This is a genomic window from Micromonospora humidisoli, from assembly GCF_016900955.1.
Classification (GTDB): Bacteria; Actinomycetota; Actinomycetes; order Mycobacteriales; family Micromonosporaceae; genus Micromonospora; species Micromonospora wenchangensis.
Genome location: NZ_JAFEUO010000015.1, coordinates 1 through 16,118 on the forward strand (window position 1 = coordinate 1; position 16,118 = coordinate 16,118).

General features: G+C 74.8%; 11 protein-coding genes. 8 read left to right on the plus strand and 3 right to left on the minus strand.

Annotation, left to right across the window (positions count from 1 at the left end; all coding sequences use genetic code 11):
• Positions 1–264 precede the first annotated feature (264 nt).
• Positions 265–1,281 (minus strand): potassium channel family protein, encoded by a 1,017-nt coding sequence (locus tag JQN84_RS30530; protein ID WP_204962050.1) that lies wholly within the window; start codon positions 1,279–1,281, stop codon positions 265–267.
• Between the two features lie 271 nt (positions 1,282–1,552).
• Between JQN84_RS30530 and JQN84_RS30535 the strand changes: the two genes are divergently transcribed.
• From JQN84_RS30535 to JQN84_RS30565, 7 genes are all read left to right on the plus strand, one after another.
• Positions 1,553–2,080 (plus strand): helix-turn-helix domain-containing protein, encoded by a 528-nt coding sequence (locus JQN84_RS30535; RefSeq protein ID WP_204962051.1) that lies wholly within the window; start codon positions 1,553–1,555, stop codon positions 2,078–2,080.
• Positions 2,081–2,217: 137 nt separating this feature from the next.
• Positions 2,218–2,814, plus strand: a complete 597-nt coding sequence (locus JQN84_RS30540; protein ID WP_204962052.1) for an ATP-dependent Clp protease proteolytic subunit — start codon at positions 2,218–2,220, stop codon at positions 2,812–2,814.
• Positions 2,815–2,972: 158 nt separating this feature from the next.
• Complete coding sequence (locus tag JQN84_RS30545; RefSeq protein ID WP_204962053.1) at positions 2,973–4,688, plus strand: non-ribosomal peptide synthetase; 1,716 nt, start codon at positions 2,973–2,975, stop codon at positions 4,686–4,688.
• Positions 4,685–6,391: an AMP-binding protein gene (locus JQN84_RS30550; RefSeq protein WP_204962054.1), complete on the plus strand. Its 1,707-nt coding sequence runs from the start codon at positions 4,685–4,687 to the stop codon at positions 6,389–6,391. The genes JQN84_RS30545 and JQN84_RS30550 overlap by 4 nt, the downstream gene beginning before the upstream one ends.
• 8 nt (positions 6,392–6,399) lie before the next feature.
• On the plus strand, positions 6,400–7,683 hold the full coding sequence (locus JQN84_RS30555) for a condensation domain-containing protein (protein ID WP_204962055.1): 1,284 nt from the start codon (positions 6,400–6,402) through the stop codon (positions 7,681–7,683).
• Positions 7,674–8,675: a MupA/Atu3671 family FMN-dependent luciferase-like monooxygenase gene (locus JQN84_RS30560; protein WP_204962056.1), complete on the plus strand. Its 1,002-nt coding sequence runs from the start codon at positions 7,674–7,676 to the stop codon at positions 8,673–8,675. The genes JQN84_RS30555 and JQN84_RS30560 overlap by 10 nt, the downstream gene beginning before the upstream one ends.
• Before the next feature lie 119 nt (positions 8,676–8,794).
• Positions 8,795–9,985 carry a cytochrome P450 gene (locus tag JQN84_RS30565; RefSeq protein ID WP_204962057.1) on the plus strand — a complete coding sequence of 397 codons (1,191 nt, stop codon included), beginning with the start codon at positions 8,795–8,797 and terminating at the stop codon, positions 9,983–9,985.
• A 73-nt stretch (positions 9,986–10,058) separates the two neighbouring features.
• Here the strand turns inward: JQN84_RS30565 and JQN84_RS30570 are convergent, their stop codons facing one another.
• Positions 10,059–10,685 (minus strand): helix-turn-helix transcriptional regulator, encoded by a 627-nt coding sequence (locus JQN84_RS30570; RefSeq protein WP_088647552.1) that lies wholly within the window; start codon positions 10,683–10,685, stop codon positions 10,059–10,061.
• Positions 10,686–11,166: 481 nt separating this feature from the next.
• Between JQN84_RS30570 and JQN84_RS30575 the strand changes: the two genes are divergently transcribed.
• Complete coding sequence (locus JQN84_RS30575; RefSeq protein ID WP_204962058.1) at positions 11,167–14,700, plus strand: BTAD domain-containing putative transcriptional regulator; 3,534 nt, start codon at positions 11,167–11,169, stop codon at positions 14,698–14,700.
• On the opposite strand, the gene JQN84_RS30580 is transcribed toward JQN84_RS30575, so the two are convergent.
• Complete coding sequence (locus JQN84_RS30580) at positions 14,690–16,111, minus strand: hypothetical protein (protein ID WP_204962059.1); 1,422 nt, start codon at positions 16,109–16,111, stop codon at positions 14,690–14,692. The two genes, JQN84_RS30575 and JQN84_RS30580, sit on opposite strands and share 11 nt — an antisense overlap.
• Positions 16,112–16,118: the final 7 nt, after the last annotated feature.

Consider the following 16,118-nt stretch of genomic DNA (forward strand, 5'->3'; position numbering starts at 1 on the left):
CCAACGCCCCACCTACGACACCCTCGTCCAACACCAAATCACCACCGCCAAAAACACCACCACCGACACCCCCGAACAACAACTCACCACCCTCCTCCACACCGGCGACACCTGGACCATCAGCTAGTCGTCCGCCGACACGTCGAAGTGGCCGTTCCCCGCGTCGGGGACCGGCCACTCGTCGGTGGGGAAGACCAGCGGTGTCAGGCGCACCGGCCGGCGTCAGGAGCGGCCGGCCGGAGAGCAGGGGCCGGCCGGCCGGGCTCAGGAGGCGGTGGCGGTGGCGGTGGGGCGGTCGTCGCGCACGTGCACCAGCATGTCGCCGGTCTCGATCACCGCGCCGGCCTTGTCCGCCAGGGTGACCACCTTGCCGCGGCGTACCAGGGCGATGACCAGGGACTCCAGCTCGCGGGGGGACTTACCGACCTCGTGCCGCTCGGCGGAACGCATCGCCAGCGCCATGCCCTGCCCGGGGGTGAGCAGGTCCTCCACCACGTCGATCAGGGGCGGCGCGGAGGTCGAGAGGCCGAGCAGCCGACCAGCGGTCGCCGAGGACACGATCACGTGGTGCGCGCCGCTCTGCCGCAGCAGCGGGGCGTTCTCGGCCTCCCGTACGGCGGCGATGATGCGTACCTGGCCGGCGGTGAGCTGCCTGGTGGTCAGCGCCACCAGCACCGAGGCGTCGTCGCTGTCGGTGGCGATGATGACCGCCTTGGCGTTGCGGACGTGCGCCTCCTCCAGCACTGACGAGCGGGTGGCGGAACCCTCGATGGCGACCAGTCCGGCCGAGGTGGCCTGCCGCAGCGCCGTCCCGTTGCGCTCCACCACCACGATCCGGGACTTGTCCAACCCGTTCTCCAGCAGGGCGGAGACCGCGCTGCGGCCCTTGGTGCCGTAGCCGCAGATGATGACGTGGTCCTTCACGGTTCTCCTCCACCGCCCCAGCCGACGGCCGGTCCGGTACTGCTCGGTCAGGACTTCCAGGGTGGTGCCGACCAGGATGATCAGGAAGATCACCCGAGCCGGGGTGATGAACAGGACGTTCACCAGCCGGGCCGACTGGTCGAACGGGGTGATGTCGCCGTACCCGGTGGTGGAGAGGGTGACCACCGCGTAGTAGAAGCAGTCGAGCAGGGTCAGCCCGTTCTCGTCCACGTCGCGGTAGCCGCCACGGTCCAGATAGACCACCGCGACGGTGACCAGGACCAGCCCCAGGGCGGCAGCCAGGCGGAGACTCAACGCGCTGAGCGGACCCCGCCGCTGCGCCGGGAAATGGATCACGGTCGGTCCTGCTCCCCCTGGGTCGCCTGCACGAGCACAACATAGCGGTTGGCGGGCCGGTCGACCCGCCGGGCCGACGACCCGCACCAACGGTGAGCACCCCGTCACCTTGCACCGGCCGGGGTCAGGTGACCGGCCGGGCCACCGCCGGTGCCGGGCTCCCCGGGCCCGCCGATGCGGTCGGCCTGTCGTGACCCCGCCGGGCCGGTGCCGGGGCCACCGACGGGGCATGATGGGAGGGTCCCGGGACACCGGCCACGAGGAGGCCCGCATGTCGCTGCTGCGTCGGGTGATCGGCGGGGTGCTGCGCCGGGTACGACTGCGTCAGGGCCGCACCCTGCGCGAGGTGGCCGCCGCCGCCGGGGTGTCCCTGCCCTACCTCTCCGAGGTCGAGCGTGGGCGGAAGGAGGCCTCCTCCGAGGTGCTGGCGGCGATCTGCCGGGCGCTCGGGATCAACCTGTCCGACCTGCTCGAAGAGGCCCGCGACGAGTTGCGCCGGGTCGAGCGTCGGGTCCCCGTGCCGCCGGGCGGCAGCCTGGCCCGGCTGGACCGGGTGCCGACCGCCCGCCGCGACGGCACCACCGCCCACCTGTCGATCGGTCGGCCCACCGTCGGGTCCGGCCGTCCGGGTGGCGGGGTGCCGTCCACCGTCGGGGGCGCCGGGTTCGCGGTGACGAGGGTCGCCACGCCCGTCCGGGTGGTCGCCGTGGCGTCGGCCGCCCGCCCCGCTGCGCGTACCGCCAGGGTGCCGGCGCGGCGGTGGGCCCGGACGGGCCGGCGGCGGCTGCCGGTCGGGTAGGCCGGCCGGGTTCTGCCGACGGCGGATCTGCCGGGGGCAGAAAGGCTGGGCAGGTGACCGCCCGGCGGCGCAGGCTGGACCCGCCGGTTCCCGGGGCGGAGCGAGGTCGCCCACCGGCGACGCGGAGGGTGGTCACCATGATCGGGTACGACGTGCGCATGCTGGACGGCGGGCAGCCGGCCTTCGGCGACCAGGTCTTCGAGCGGCTGCTGCGCGAACGCATCATCTTCCTGGGCACCGAGGTCACCGACGCCTCCGCCAACCAGATCTGTGCGCAGATCCTGCTGCTCGCCGCCGAGGACAGCAAGCGGGACATCTACCTCTACATCAACTCGCCGGGTGGTTCGGTCAGCGCCGGCATGGCCGTCTACGACACCATGCGGTACGTCCGCAACGACGTGGCCACCCTGGCGTTGGGGCTGGCCGGCTCGATGGGGCAGTTCCTGCTCTGCGCGGGGGCCGCCGGCAAGCGGTTCGCCCTGCCGCACGCGCGGATCATGATGCACCAGCCGTCCGGGGGGATGGGCGGCACCGCCGCCGACATCACCATCCAGGCGGAGAACATGCTGCACGTGAAGCGGACCATGCAGGAGCTGATCGCCGGGCACAGCGGGCGCACCCTCGACGAGATCCAGGCCGACTGGGACCGGGACCGGTGGTTCACCGCCGAGCAGGCCCGGGAGTACGGCCTGATCGACGAGGTGCTCACCCGGGTCGACCAGCTTCCCGGCTGACCGTGGCTGCCCCGGGACGGTGCCGGCCCGGGGGAGCACGTGCCGACGGCCGGCGGCGGGTGCCGCCGGCCGTCGCGCCTTGACCCGCCGACAACGTCGTGACAGCCTCACCCATAGATAGGTGTGCATGGCTCGGTAGGTCGACGAGGGGGTCGCCGTTGAGCGACACGGACTTCGCCCCGGTGAGCGACCGGGTCTCCATCCTCGCCCGCCGCTTCCCGCACCGGGTGGCCCTGGCCGACCGGACCGCAACGGTCACGTACGCCGAACTGGAACAGCGGGTGGACAGACTCGCCGGGACGCTGTCCGGAGCCGGAGTCGGGCCGGCGACCATGGTCGCGGTCGTCCTGGAACGCGGCCTCCCCCTCGTCACGGCGGCCCTCGCCACCTGGCGCAGCGGCGGCGTCCTGCTCCCGCTCGACCCGGCCAGCCCGCCGTCATGGAACCAGGCGGTCGCGACGGCGGCGGACGCCACGGTGGTCGTGTCGACGTCCGCGCTCCACCGGGCCCCGGGCGTGCGTCAGGTGGACCCGACCCGGCCCGGTCCGACGCCACCGGGTGCCCTGCCGGCCACCGTCGACCCGACCGGGCTGGCCTACGTCATCCCCACCGCCGGCACGACCGGCACCCCGAAACTGGTCATGATCGGCCACGACGCGGTCGCCAACCTCCTGGCGGCCCAGCGTCGCTGGTTCGGTGAACTCGGCGACGACGCCCGCGTCCTGCTCCACTCCGGCCCGGCGGCGGACGGCTGGATCTTCGAACTCCTGCTCGGTCTCGGCGCCGCCTGCCCGCTGGAGGTCGCCGACCCGGAGTCGCTTGTCGGTGCGCCGCTGGTGCGGCTGCTGGCGGAGCGGGCCGTCACCCACGCCGTCCTGCCCGCCGCCGTGCTCGACACCCTGCCGGAGGACGACCTCCCCCGGCTCCGCACGGTGCTCAGCGTCGGCAGCGCGTTGTCGCCGGCCACGGCGCGTCGCTGGGTCGACCGGTGCGAGCTGGTCAACGGCTACGGACCCACCGAGGCCACCGTGGCCAGCACCCTGCACCGGGTCACCCGCGCCGACACCACCGGCGAACACGTGCCCGTCGGCCGTCCGATCGCCGGGTACGACGTCCTCGTCGTCGACCCCGACGGGCAGGTCGTCGCCGACGGCCGGCCCGGTGAACTCGTCATCGTCGGTGTCGGCGTCGCACGCGGCTACCTCGACGCCCCCGACCTCACCGCCGAACGGTTCCGCATGCTCGACGGGCACCGGTCCTACCGCACCGGGGACCGGGCCCGCCGGGACGCCGACGGCACGGTCCACCTGCTCGGTCGGCTCGACACGCAGGTGAAGGTACGCGGCTTCCGGGTCGAGCCGGCGGGCGTCGAGGCGGCGCTGCGCCGGCTGCCCGGGGTCCGGTCGGCGGCCGTCTCCCCCGTCCCGGCGGACGCCGATCCGGTGTCGCTGGTGGCGCACGTCGTGCCGGCACCAGGCTACCGACCCTCAGGCACGGCGCTACGGGCGGCCCTCGCCCGTGCCGTCCCCGCCCACCTGGTGCCGGACGTGGTCGTGGTGGTGGACGCCCTGCCGCTCACCGCCGCCGGCAAGGTGGACAGGCGGCAGCTCGCGGTGCCGGCGCGACCCCGACCGCCACACACCCCGACCGAACGCGCGATCACCGCCATCGTGGAGGAGCTGGTCGGCGTCGACGGGGTCGGCCTGGACGACGACCTGACCGACGTGGGCTGGCACTCGCTGCTGACCACCCAGGTCGCGTTCCGGATCGAACGGCGGCTGGGCATCCGGCTCACCATCGAGGAGATCGTGCGGGCCGGCACCGTGGGACGGATCGCGGCGGTGGCCGGCGGTCGGACGCCGGACGCCCGATGAACGGCAGGTCGACCGTGCCCGGCCTGTTGCGGCAGCGCGCGGCGGACACCCCGGACGCCGTCGCCCTGTGCCACCCGGACGGTTCGACCCTGACCTTCGGGCAGTGGGACCGGTCGACGGACGCGCTCGCCGCCGCGCTCGCCGCCGACGGGCTACGGGTCGGCCAGCGGGTCGCGCTGCTCTTCGACGAACGGGAGTGGTTCGGGTTCGCCACCGCGTTCTGCGGCGTGCTCCGGGCCGGTGGGGTGGCGGTGCCGCTGTCGGCCCGGCTGCCGCCGGGGCAGCTCGTCGACCGGGTCACCGTCGCCGGGGCGGTCGGGACCATCCGGGAGGGCTGCGCCGTGCCCCCGGAGCTGGGCGGTTGGCAGCGCAGGCCGGCCGACGCCGATGCCAACGCCGACGCCGTCCCCGACCGGGCCACCCCGGCCGGCCCGGCCCAGATCATCTTCACCTCGGGAACCGAAGGGTCGGCCCGGCCGGTCGTCGCCACCCACGGCAACCTCACCCACGGGCACGACGCCACACCCGGCCGGCGGCAGCTCGCCCACTCCCGTCACTTCCTGCACGCGTTCCCGCTCGGCACGAACGCCGCCCAGACCATGCTCCTCACCGGCCTGACCGCCGAGCCCGCCGCGCTCGTCATGCCCCGGTTCGACGCCGCCGAAGTCGGTGCCGCCGTCGAGGAGTTCCAGGTCGGCACCCTGTTCCTCGTCCCGGCGATGGCCCGGGAACTGCTGGACTCCGGCGAACTCCACAGTCGGGACCTGTCGTCGGTGGTGCTCGTGGGGACCACCGGCGACGTGCTGCCCGGGTCCGTCGCCCGGGCCCTCGCCGAGGCGCTGCCGTACGCCACCATCGTCAACACCTACAGCTCGACCGAGGCCGCACCGGCCCGGACGACGATGGTGTTCGACAGCAGACGCCCGGACGCCGTCGGCCGGGGCCGGGTACGGATCACCGACGATGCCGGTCGGGAGGTCCCCACGGGCGAGGTGGGTCACGTCTGGATCGGATCCGCCGCGCCGCCGCGCCGCTACCTCGACGGCGGTGACACCGGGACGTTCCGCGACGGCTGGACCCGTACCGGCGACCGGGGCCGGCTCGACGACGAGGGCTACCTGCACCTCGCCGGCCGCGACTCGTCGACCATCCACACCGGCGGGACGACGGTCTCCCCGTTCACCGTCGAACAGGCACTGCGCGAGCACCCCGACGTCCGGGACTGCGCGGTGACCGCCCTCGCCGACCCGGTGCTGGGCGAACGGCCCGCCGCCGTACTGGTGACCCGTACCGGTGCCGTACCTGCCGACCTGCGGACCTTTCTCGCCGGCCGGCTGTCCGGTGCGGAGATCCCGCAGCGGGTCGTCTGCGTGGCCGCGTTGCCGCGCAACGACGGCGGCAAGGTGGTGGTACGGGCGCTGCGCGACCTCTTCCCGCCGGTCGGGTCGACGGCCACCGCCGCCCCGGTGACCGTGGTCGAACGGCACCTGGCCGACATCTGGGCCACCGTGCTCGGCGTGGCCGCCGTGGGACGTGACGACGACTTCCTCGCCCTGGGCGGGAACTCGATGTCGGCGTTGCGGCTGGCCCGCCTCGTCGCCGACCAGTTCGCGGTCCCCACCCCGGTGTCGGCCCTGTACGCCCGGCCCGGCCTGGCCGAGCAGGCCGCCTGGATCGCCGACCGGATCGCCGACTCACCGTGACGCACCTCGTGCCGACCTCACCGCTGCAACGGGGCGTCTGGTTCAACGAGCAGGTGGCCGCCCTCGGGCCGGCGTACACGGTCGCGGTCACCGCCGACCTGCGCGGCCCGCTCGACGTGGGCCGGCTGGCGCGGGCCTGCACGGCGCTGGCCACGCGACATCCGCTGCTGACCGCCGGCTGCCACAACCTCGACGGCCTGCCCTGGCTGGCGGTCGACGAGCACCCGCTGACGCTCACCGTCGAACCGGTCACCGACGGGACCCTCCGGGGGCGGGTCGAGCGGGCCACCCGAACCCGGTTCGACCTGTCGGCCGGGCCGCTGGCCCGGGTCTGGTGGTTCGCCCCCGCCCACGACCGGGGGGTGCTCGTCCTGGCCGCCCACCACCTGATCGTTGACGGCCGGTCCAAGGACGTGCTGCTGCGGGACCTGGCCGACTGTTACGGCCACGACGCCCCGGCGACGGCGGCGCACCCCGCCGGGCCGGATGGGCCCACCGACCCCGGGGAGCCCACCGACCCCGGTGACCACGGGGAGCCCGCCGGCCCCGGGGCGCACCAGCCGTCGGAGGACCTGGTCGTCGCCGCCGCCGAATACTGGTGGCGGAACCCTCCGCGACCTGTCGAGCTGCCCCGCGACGGCGGTGCGCGGCCCGGCGACCGGGTCGTCCGGACCCTCACCCCCCGGACCCGTACGCTGCTGGCCACGGCGGCCGTCGCCCTGGCCGCGACCCGGTTCGAGCTGCTGCTCACCGTGCTCACCTGCTGTCTCGCCCCCGCCGACGGGCCCACCTCGATCGCGCTCGAACTGTCGACGCGTACGCCGGCCGAGGCGGGCCGGATCGGCATGTACGTCAACGAGCTTCCGTTCACCCTTCCCACCCCACCGGCCGGCCCGTACGCGGCGGCGCTGGCGACCGTCCGCACCGGCCTGCGCCAGCTCTACGCCCACCGTACGGTCCCGTTGGCGATGTGCCGGCCCGGGACGCGGCCGTTCCTGGCCACCGCCGCCGTCTCGGTCAGCTACCGGCGGATCGCCCCCGGCCCGGTCTTCCCCGGCCTCACCACCACCGTGGACTGGTCACCGTTCAACGGGGTCGCCCGCAACGCCCTGCACGTCATGATCGCCGACGGTGAGCAGACCCGGGTCACGTTCCAGTTCCCGGCGTCGACCGGGGCACGCCGCCGGGCCGGCACCCTGATCGACCACGTCCTGGCCGGGCTCGACCGCAGCCTCGCCGCGCCGGAGTCACCCGTCGTCCGGCCGTCGCAGGAGCCGCCCCCGTGGACCTGAGCCTGTTCTTCTTCTCCGCCAGCGACGGCGACGCCCACGACCTGCTGCTCGACAGTGCACGGTTCGCCGACCGGCACGGCTTCACCGCGGTCTGGACGCCGGAGCGGCATTTCCACGAGTTCGGCGGCCCCTACCCGAACCCGGCGGTGACCGGTGCCGCCGTCGCGGCGGTCACCAGGCGGGTCGGGGTACGCGCCGGCAGTGTCGTGCTCCCGCTGCACGACCCGTTGCGGGTGGCCGAGGAGTGGGCGGTGGTGGACCGGATCTCGCACGGCCGGGCCGGGGTCGCGTTCGCCTCCGGTTGGCACGCCGTCGACTTCGTCCTCGCCCCCGACCGGTACCCGCACCGCAGGGCGGCGCTGCCGGAGCTGATCGACCAGGTGCGCGCCCTGTGGCGGGGTGGCACGACGTCCCGGCCCGACGGTGCCGGCGGTCTCGTCGACGTCGAGGCGTTCCCCAAGCCGGTGCAGACCGACCTGCCGGTCTGGCTCACCAGCGCCGGTGACCTGGCCACCTTCGAACTCGCCGGGCGGCTCGGCGTCGGCGTCCTGACCCACCTGCTCACCCAGAGCCTCGACGAGCTACGTCCCAAGATCGCGCGGTACCGGCGGCTGCACCCCGGGCGGGGCCAGGTCACCCTCATGCTGCACACCCTCGTCGGACCTGACGACCCGGGCGTGGCCGCGCTGGCCCGGGAGCCGATGACCAGGTATCTGCGGTCCTCGCTCGACCTCGTGGCGGGGATGCTGCCGGGTTCCCCGTTTCACGACAGCACCGTCACCGACGACGAGGCGGACTTCCTCATCGGCCGGGTGCTCGACCGGTTCCTCATCGAACGCGGGCTCTTCGGCTCGGTGCCGACCTGCGCCCGTACCCTGCGCCGGCTCGCCGACGCAGGCGTCGACGAGGTCGCCTGCCTGGTCGACTTCGGCGTGCCGGCCGAGGCCACCCGGTCCGGCCTCACCCACCTGGCCCGGCTGGTCGGGCGGTGACCCCGACGTCGGCCCCGGCCCGCGCGCACCGGCAGCGCCTGCGCCACCGCCCGCCCGGTGGTGCCGCCTCCGCGCCGGCCGGTGCCCACACCCGCCGTCCGCCGATCGAAGGAGCGCTGATGGACGACGACCTCCCCGGTTTCCCGCTGCCGCCCGCAGCGGGGCTCGCCCCCGCCGCCGACTACGCCCGGCGACGTGAGCAGTGCCCGTTCGGCCGCGTCCGCCTGCCCAGCGGCGACAGCGCGATCCTGCTCGTCCGGCACGCGGACGTCGCCGCCGCCGTCACCAGCCCGGCGCTGTCCCGCAACCACCTGCTCACCGACGCGCCCAGGCGCAGCGGCGAACCCAACTTCCTGTACGACCCGGATCTGCTGATCAACCAGTCCGAGCGGTCCCACACGGCGGTGCACCGGGTCGCGACCCGGGCGATGAACCACGAGCGGGTCGCCACCCACCTGCCGGTGGTCAGGCAGGTCGCCGACGACCTCGTGGACGCGATGACCGCCGACGGACGCCGCGGGGGCGACCTCGTCACCGGGTACACCGACCGGCTCCCGCTGCTGTCGATCACCCGGCTGCTCGGCATCCCGGACGACGACTGCGACCGGATCCGCCGCTGGTCGGGGGCGTACACCCACTCGCATCCCGGCACCCCGCAGGAACGGGCCCGGCTCGTCGACGAGTTCGGCGGGTACGTGCGTGGGGTCGTCACCGGCGGGTCCGACACCGCGCTGCTGGCCGACCTGGTCGACCCACCGGACCCCGGCCCCCGGCTGTCGACCGACGAACTGGTCAGCCTGACCCGGCTGATGTTGTCGGCGGGGGTGGAGGCCCCGGCGACCGTGCTCGGCCGGGCGATGCTGCGGCTACTGGGGGACGACGCCACCGACTGGCGGGCGTTCGTCAGGCGGCGGACCGACCCCGTGGCCATGGCCGACGAACTGCTCCGTCTGGTGTACGCCGGCAACGTGGCCGCCCTGCGGACCGCGACCACCGACCTGGCGCTGCCCTCCGGCACGGTGCCCCGGGGCACGGCGGTGCTCCTCGCCTGGATCTCCGCGCTGCACGACCCGCAGGTCTACCGCCAGCCGGAGGCGCTCCTGCCGCACCGCCGCGGGCCGAAGTTCGTCGGGTTCGGCGGGGGCCGCCACTACTGCCCGGGTCGGCGGCTCGGCCGGGCGATCCTGGCCGTGGGGCTGGCCCGGCTGCGGGCCCGGTTGCCCGGTCTGCGGCTGGCCGCCGACGGGCCGTTCCCCATCGTGGAGCGGGAGGTGGGTGGGATGGTCACCATGCTGCCGGTGCGCTGGTAGCGGGCGCCCAGGCCGTCGTGGGTCACCCGCCCCCGTCGGCCCGTCCGTCCGCCACGTCCCGCCCTCCCGAGCGTCAGATCAGCCCCTCCCGGACCGCGTACGCCACCGCGTGGGTGCGGTTACGCAGCTGGAACCGGCTGGTGATGTCGTGCAGCACGTTCTTGACGGTCCGCTCCGAGTAGCTCAGCCGGGTCGCCACCTCCCGGGTGTCCATCCCGTCCGCCACCAGCCGCAGGATCTCGCTCTCCCGTACCGAGAGCCCGTTGACGTCGATGCCGCGCGGGGCGAGCACCGTCTGCTGGAGCCGGGTCACCTGCTTGACCAGCAGCCCGAGCACCTCCGGGGGCATCGCCGCGCCACCGGAGGCGGTGCTGACCACGAGCTGGGCCAGCCGGTGGCCGGTCGCCTCGGTGCGCGAGGCGAGGGCGCGTACCCCCAGCTCCACCGCGGGGATCAGCGCCGAGTCCGACTCGACGGCGGCGACCAGCACGAACCGCCGGCAGCCCAGCCGGCGTACGGCCCGCAGCACGTCGAGCGTGCCGTGGTCGAGGGTGTCGGCGGCGACCACGCCGACGGTCTCGGCGGTGATCATCTGCGCGGGCACGACCTCGATCTCGGCCCGGCCCCGCAGCGCTGCGGTGATGCCGGCCGTGGAGATCGGGTCGGGGGTGCGGATGTAGGTCTGGGCACGTCCGTTCATGGCGGTTCCTTAGCTTCCGGGCTGAGTCGAGCGTCAGCTGCCAGGCTGCCGTTCAGCAGGGGACAAGATCGGTGGTCCGGAGGCCGGTGCCGTGCGGTTCCGTGACCGGGGGCAAGTCGCTTCGCCGAGGTGGACACCGGCCGACGGGTGGCGGCCGTGTCCGTCGTCCACGGTAGAGACGGCGGTCGGCCGGGCACTGGAGGCCGACTGGACGCCATCGAATCGACATCCTTGCCAGGCGGCAACGTTTTGAGCTGCCCAAATGCCCGACCGTCCAGAAGTGAGCCGCCGGAGCACCGGCAGAACCGGCAGAACCGTTGCCCCGACGGGCGACCACTGGTGCCCGATCGGCAGGTTTCGCCGGTGTGTCACCCGGTGAATGAGTGTCGAAGATCATGGTCATCCGACCGGCCAACCGGCAGAATCATGTGCTGGCCGCGCTGGTGGGAAGGACGCGCAGCCATGACAGGGAGGCCGGTTGATGGCCGACGGCGGTGGTGAGATCCGACGACGACGACTGGGTGCCGGGTTGACCCAGGAGCAGTTGGCCGAACGGGCAGGAATCAGTGTCCGGGCGGTGCGCGACATCGAACAGGGCCGGGTACGCAACCCGCGCGCCGAATCCCTCCGACGCATCGCCGACGCCGTCGGGCTGCCCCACCTCGATCCGCCCGGCCCCGCGCCACCCGCCGCGTCGGCACCCACCCTCCGCATCGACGTGCTCGGCCCGCTGCGCATCCAGATCGGGGCCGAACCGGTCGCGCTCGGCGCCAACCGGCAACGGATGCTGCTCGGCCTGCTCGCCCTGCACCCGGACACGATCGTGTCCCGCCACGAGATCGTCGACGTGCTGTGGGGTCACGACCCGCCGGACAGCTGCCTGAACCTCGTCCACACCTATGTCGCCCGGCTGCGCCGGGTGCTGGACCGGCCCGGCAACGCCGGCACCACCATCACCCACGTCGGTGGCGGCTACCGGCTCCGGGTCGACCCCACCCAGCTCGACCTGAGCGAGTTCGCCACCGTGATCGAACGCGCCGAGGGCAGCGTCGCGGGCGACCTGGCCAGCCTGGACCGGCTGGCCGGCGCACTGGCGCTGTGGCGCGGGCCGGTCCTGGCCGACGCGGCACCGAGCCTGGCCCAGCACCCGACCGCCGTCGCCCTGAACCGACGCCGCATCGCCACCGCCGTCACCTACGCGACGCTCGCCGTCGACCTGGGACTGCCCGACCGGGCGGTCCGGGAGCTGCACGCGGTGGCCCGCCACGAACCCCTGCACGAACAGGTGCACGCCCGGCTCATGCTCGCCCTGGCCGCCTGCGGCCAGCAGGCCCGTGCGCTGACCCTGCACCGTAAGCTGCGGGACCGCCTCGCCGAGCAGCTCGGCGTGGAACCCGGCCCGGAACTACGCGAGGCGCAGCTACGCATCCTGCGTCAGGACCTGCCCCGGGTGGTCGCCCGCCCGGCCGCCGGTGACGCCCCGGCCGTACGCCCCGGCGTCGCGCCGCACCGGCCCGAGGCGTCACCGCCGGCCCGCCCGCCCAGCCACCGCCCACCGGCACAGCTGCCCCCCGACGTCGCCTTCTTCACCGGGCGCGACACCCAGATGGCCGCGCTCGACGCGCTGCTGACCGGGGAGACGGCGACCCGGGGCCCGGTGGTCATCTCCGCCATCACCGGGATGGCCGGGGTCGGCAAGACCGCCCTGGCGGTGCACTGGGCCCACCGGGTGCGCCGGCACTTCCCGGACGGACAGCTCTACGTCAACCTGCGCGGCTACTCGACGGCCAGCCCGGTACGCGGGGAGGAGGCCCTGGCCGGGTTCCTGCACGCGCTGGGGGTGCCGGCCGAGCAGGTGCCGGTCGATGTCGGACAGGCCGCCGCGCTGCTGCGTACCATGCTGGACGGTCGCCGGATGCTCGTGGTGCTGGACAACGCCGCCGGCGCCGACCAGGTACGCCCGCTGCTGCCGGGCAGCGCCGGCTGTCTGGCGTTGATCACCAGCCGGGACCGGCTCAGCGGGCTCGTCGCGGTCGACGGCGCACGCCGCATCGACCTCGACGTGCTCACCGCCGACGAGGCCGGCACCCTGCTCACCCGGATCATCCCGACCGGACGGGTCGCCCACGCCACCGAGATCGCCGAGCTGGCGACCGCCTGCGCCCGGTTGCCGCTGGCCCTGCGGATCGCCGCCGCCAACCTGATCGACCAGCCCGACCAGTCGATCAGCGCGCACACCGGCCGGCTCACCGCCGGTAACCAGCTCGCCGACCTGCGCATCGAGGGCGACGACCAGGCGGCCGTCCGGGCCGCGTTCGACCTGTCGTACGCCGCCCTGCCCGCCCCGGCGCGGCGGCTGTTCCGGCTGCTGGGCACCGCCCCGGGGACGGACGTCACGGTGGCCGCCGCCGCCGCGCTGGCCGGGATGGACGAGCCGACGGCCGCCCGCGAGCTGGACCGGCTCGCCGCCGCGCACCTCGTCGGGCAGGTGGCTCCCGGCCGGTACGCCTTCCACGACCTGCTGCGGCTCTACGCCCGGGAACGGGCCACCGCCGAGGACCCCGGGCCGGAGCTGCGGGCCGCCACCCGCCGCCTCTACGACTGGTACCGGCAGCGCACCGAGGCCGCCGCCGTCGCCGTCTACCCGCACCTGGTGCGGTTGCCGCCCGACGGGACCGTACCGGTCGCCGGGTCCCCGCCGTTCCCCACCCCCGCCGGGGCGATGGCCTGGCTGGAGGAGGAGCACACCAACCTGATGCGGGTGATCGCGCAGGCCGCCGAGGACGACGCCGGCCCGGCCGCCTGGCGGATCCCGGACGCGCTGCGCGGCTACTTCCAGTTCCGCCCGCACAGCGACGGCCTGGTCGCCGCGACCAGTGCGCTGCGCGCCGCGCAGCAGTCCGGCGACCACGCCGGCGAGGCCGCGAGCCGGCTCGGGCTGGCAAGCCTGCACCTGCGTCGCGGCGAGTACGCGGTGGGCCTGTCGCACGCCACCGCGATGATCGACGCGGCACACCGGGCGGCCTGGCCGGAGGGCCTGGCGGCGGCGTACGGCACCTGCGGGCTGGTGCACCTGCGGGCCGGGCGGCTGGCCGAGGGGGCCGAACTGACCCGGCTCGCGGTGAGCATCCACGAACGCCTCGGCGGTCCGGAGCGGCTCAGCACCAGCCTCGGCAACCTCGGGGTGATCTACCGGGACATGGGACGGCTCCGCGAGGCCGCCGAGGTCTTCCGGCAGGCGTTGGCGTTGACCCGCAGCACCGGGATGCGAATGAGCATCGGGATCAGCCTGAGCAACCTGGGTGAGGTGCAGCATGCCCTGGGCCAGCACGACGAGGCCCTCGACCACCTGCGGGAGGCGCTGGAGCTGAGCCGGCGCACCGGCTACCGGCCGACCGAGACGGAGAGCCTGCGCCGGCTGGCGGCGCTGCGCGCGCAGACCGGTGACCTGGGCCCGGCGACCGAACTGGCCAACGCCGCGCTGGCCCTCGCCGACCTCATCGGCGACACCGCCCAGCAGGCCGCCGCCCGTAACGTGCTGGGCGCGATCTACCTGCGCAACGGTGATCCGGCCGCGACCACCGAACACCGGCGGGCGCTCGAACTCGCCCGCGCCGGTGGGGCCCGGGGTGAGGAGGTCGAGGCGCTCATCGGGCTGGCCGAGGTGCACCGGGACACCGATCCGACGGAGGCCCTCGCGCTGGCCCGGCAGGCCCGCGCGGTGGCCCGCGCCGCCGGTTACCGGGTCTGGGAGGGGCACGCGCTGATGGTGGCGGCCGAGGCGTTGCGGGCCACCGGCCCGATGACCGCCGCCCGGACCGCCGAGGAGGCGTTGGCGACCCACCGGGAGACCGGGCACCTGCTCGGCCAGGTCCGCGCGTTGCGGTTGCTGGTCGCGCTCGGCGCGGACGGCGGTGTCGACGCGGCCCAGCAGGCGACGTACCGGCGGGAGATCGCCGAGTTGTCCCGGCGGCTGCGGCCCGCCCGGGACGAGGACGTGCCGGTCAGCCCGTGACGGTGAACCGGCGACGGCTCTCGTCGTCCAGCGGGGTCAGGGTCGGCCGGCCGGTGGGGTCCACGTCGAACGCCAGCCGGCCCTCGACCGGGGCCGTCTCGTCCTGGTGCGAGACGTGCCAGCCGATCCGGAGTCGCGGCGCGCGGTCGTTGCCGCCCGGCTCCCAGTCGGGAGTGAGGACCAGCCGCGTCCACGCTCCGGTGCTGTTGCGGACGGCCTGCGGACCGGGCCCGCCGTCGACGCCGGACACCGACAGCCCCACCTGCCGCAGGCCGGTGTGCCGCCGCCCCCGGTGCCACAACACCGGCCACGCCTCCCGGTTGGCCGTCGGGTCGTCGCCGTAGTAGGCGTCGACGTCCGCGCCGTCCTCGGGGGGCTGGTGGGCGGTGCCACGATCGACCCCGGCCGGAGCGACCAGGTAGCGGTGCATGGTGAACCGGAACCCCAGCAGCAGCCGGACGCCACCGGCCCGCCCCGGTCCCCGGTCGGCCCGGTAGGCCAGCAGCAACGCGCCGGGTTCCGGGGCCGCCTGGTCCAGCATCGCCGTCCGCTGTTCCCCGGCCGCGTCGCGGACCGTCAGCGTCTGCGGGCCGTCCAGCCCGTCGAAGCCGGTCACCACGACCGTGTCGTCGGCGTACGGGGTCAGCCGGGGCCCGGCCAGCTCTTCCGGGGCGGCGGTGAGCCCGGTCGCGTGCCACACCGGGCGGGCCGCGTCGGATCGCCGGGCAGCGGCCGGGGCCACCGGCGGCCGGTCGTGCACCCCGGCGTCGACCGGCGTGACGAGGAAGTGGGTCCGGGTCGCCAGGGACCGGTCGGCCACCTCGAACAGCCCGTCGCTGTGCACCAGGAACGAGCCCACCTCGTCGTGTTCCGGGGTCAGCAGCACCCCGTCGACAGTGGTCCGCTCGTGGTGCACCCGGTAGCCGACCCGGACCGCCGGCATCGTCCCGTGGCCGGCCTCCAGCCGGGCGGTGAACACCAGCGAGCCCACCTCGTTGAACTTGTTGAACGGGTTACGGCCGGCCGTGACCGCGTGCGGCGTCACGCTCAGGTCGGTGACGCCCCAGCAGGGGAAGGACGCCAGCGCGGCCTGCCGGGACGACGCCGGGCCGGCCCCGACGTCGGCGGCCACGTAGTCGAAGGTGGTGAACCGGACCAGCAGGTCCACGCAGACCCGCTTCGGGCCGGTCGGGCCGCCGCGCCGACGCAGGTAGCGCAGCCAGTACGAGTGCCGCCGCTGCTGGTCGCCCCGGACCATCCCGGTGCCGGCGAGGTAGGGCTGGGCCGGAGTGACCAGGTCCCGCAGCGTCGCCTGCTCGGGGAAGCCGGCACCGGCGAACCCGGTCACGGTGAAGGCGTCACCCACCGGCGGGTCGGTCCGGTAGCCGACCAGCCGCATCCGACTCGGCACGGTGTCC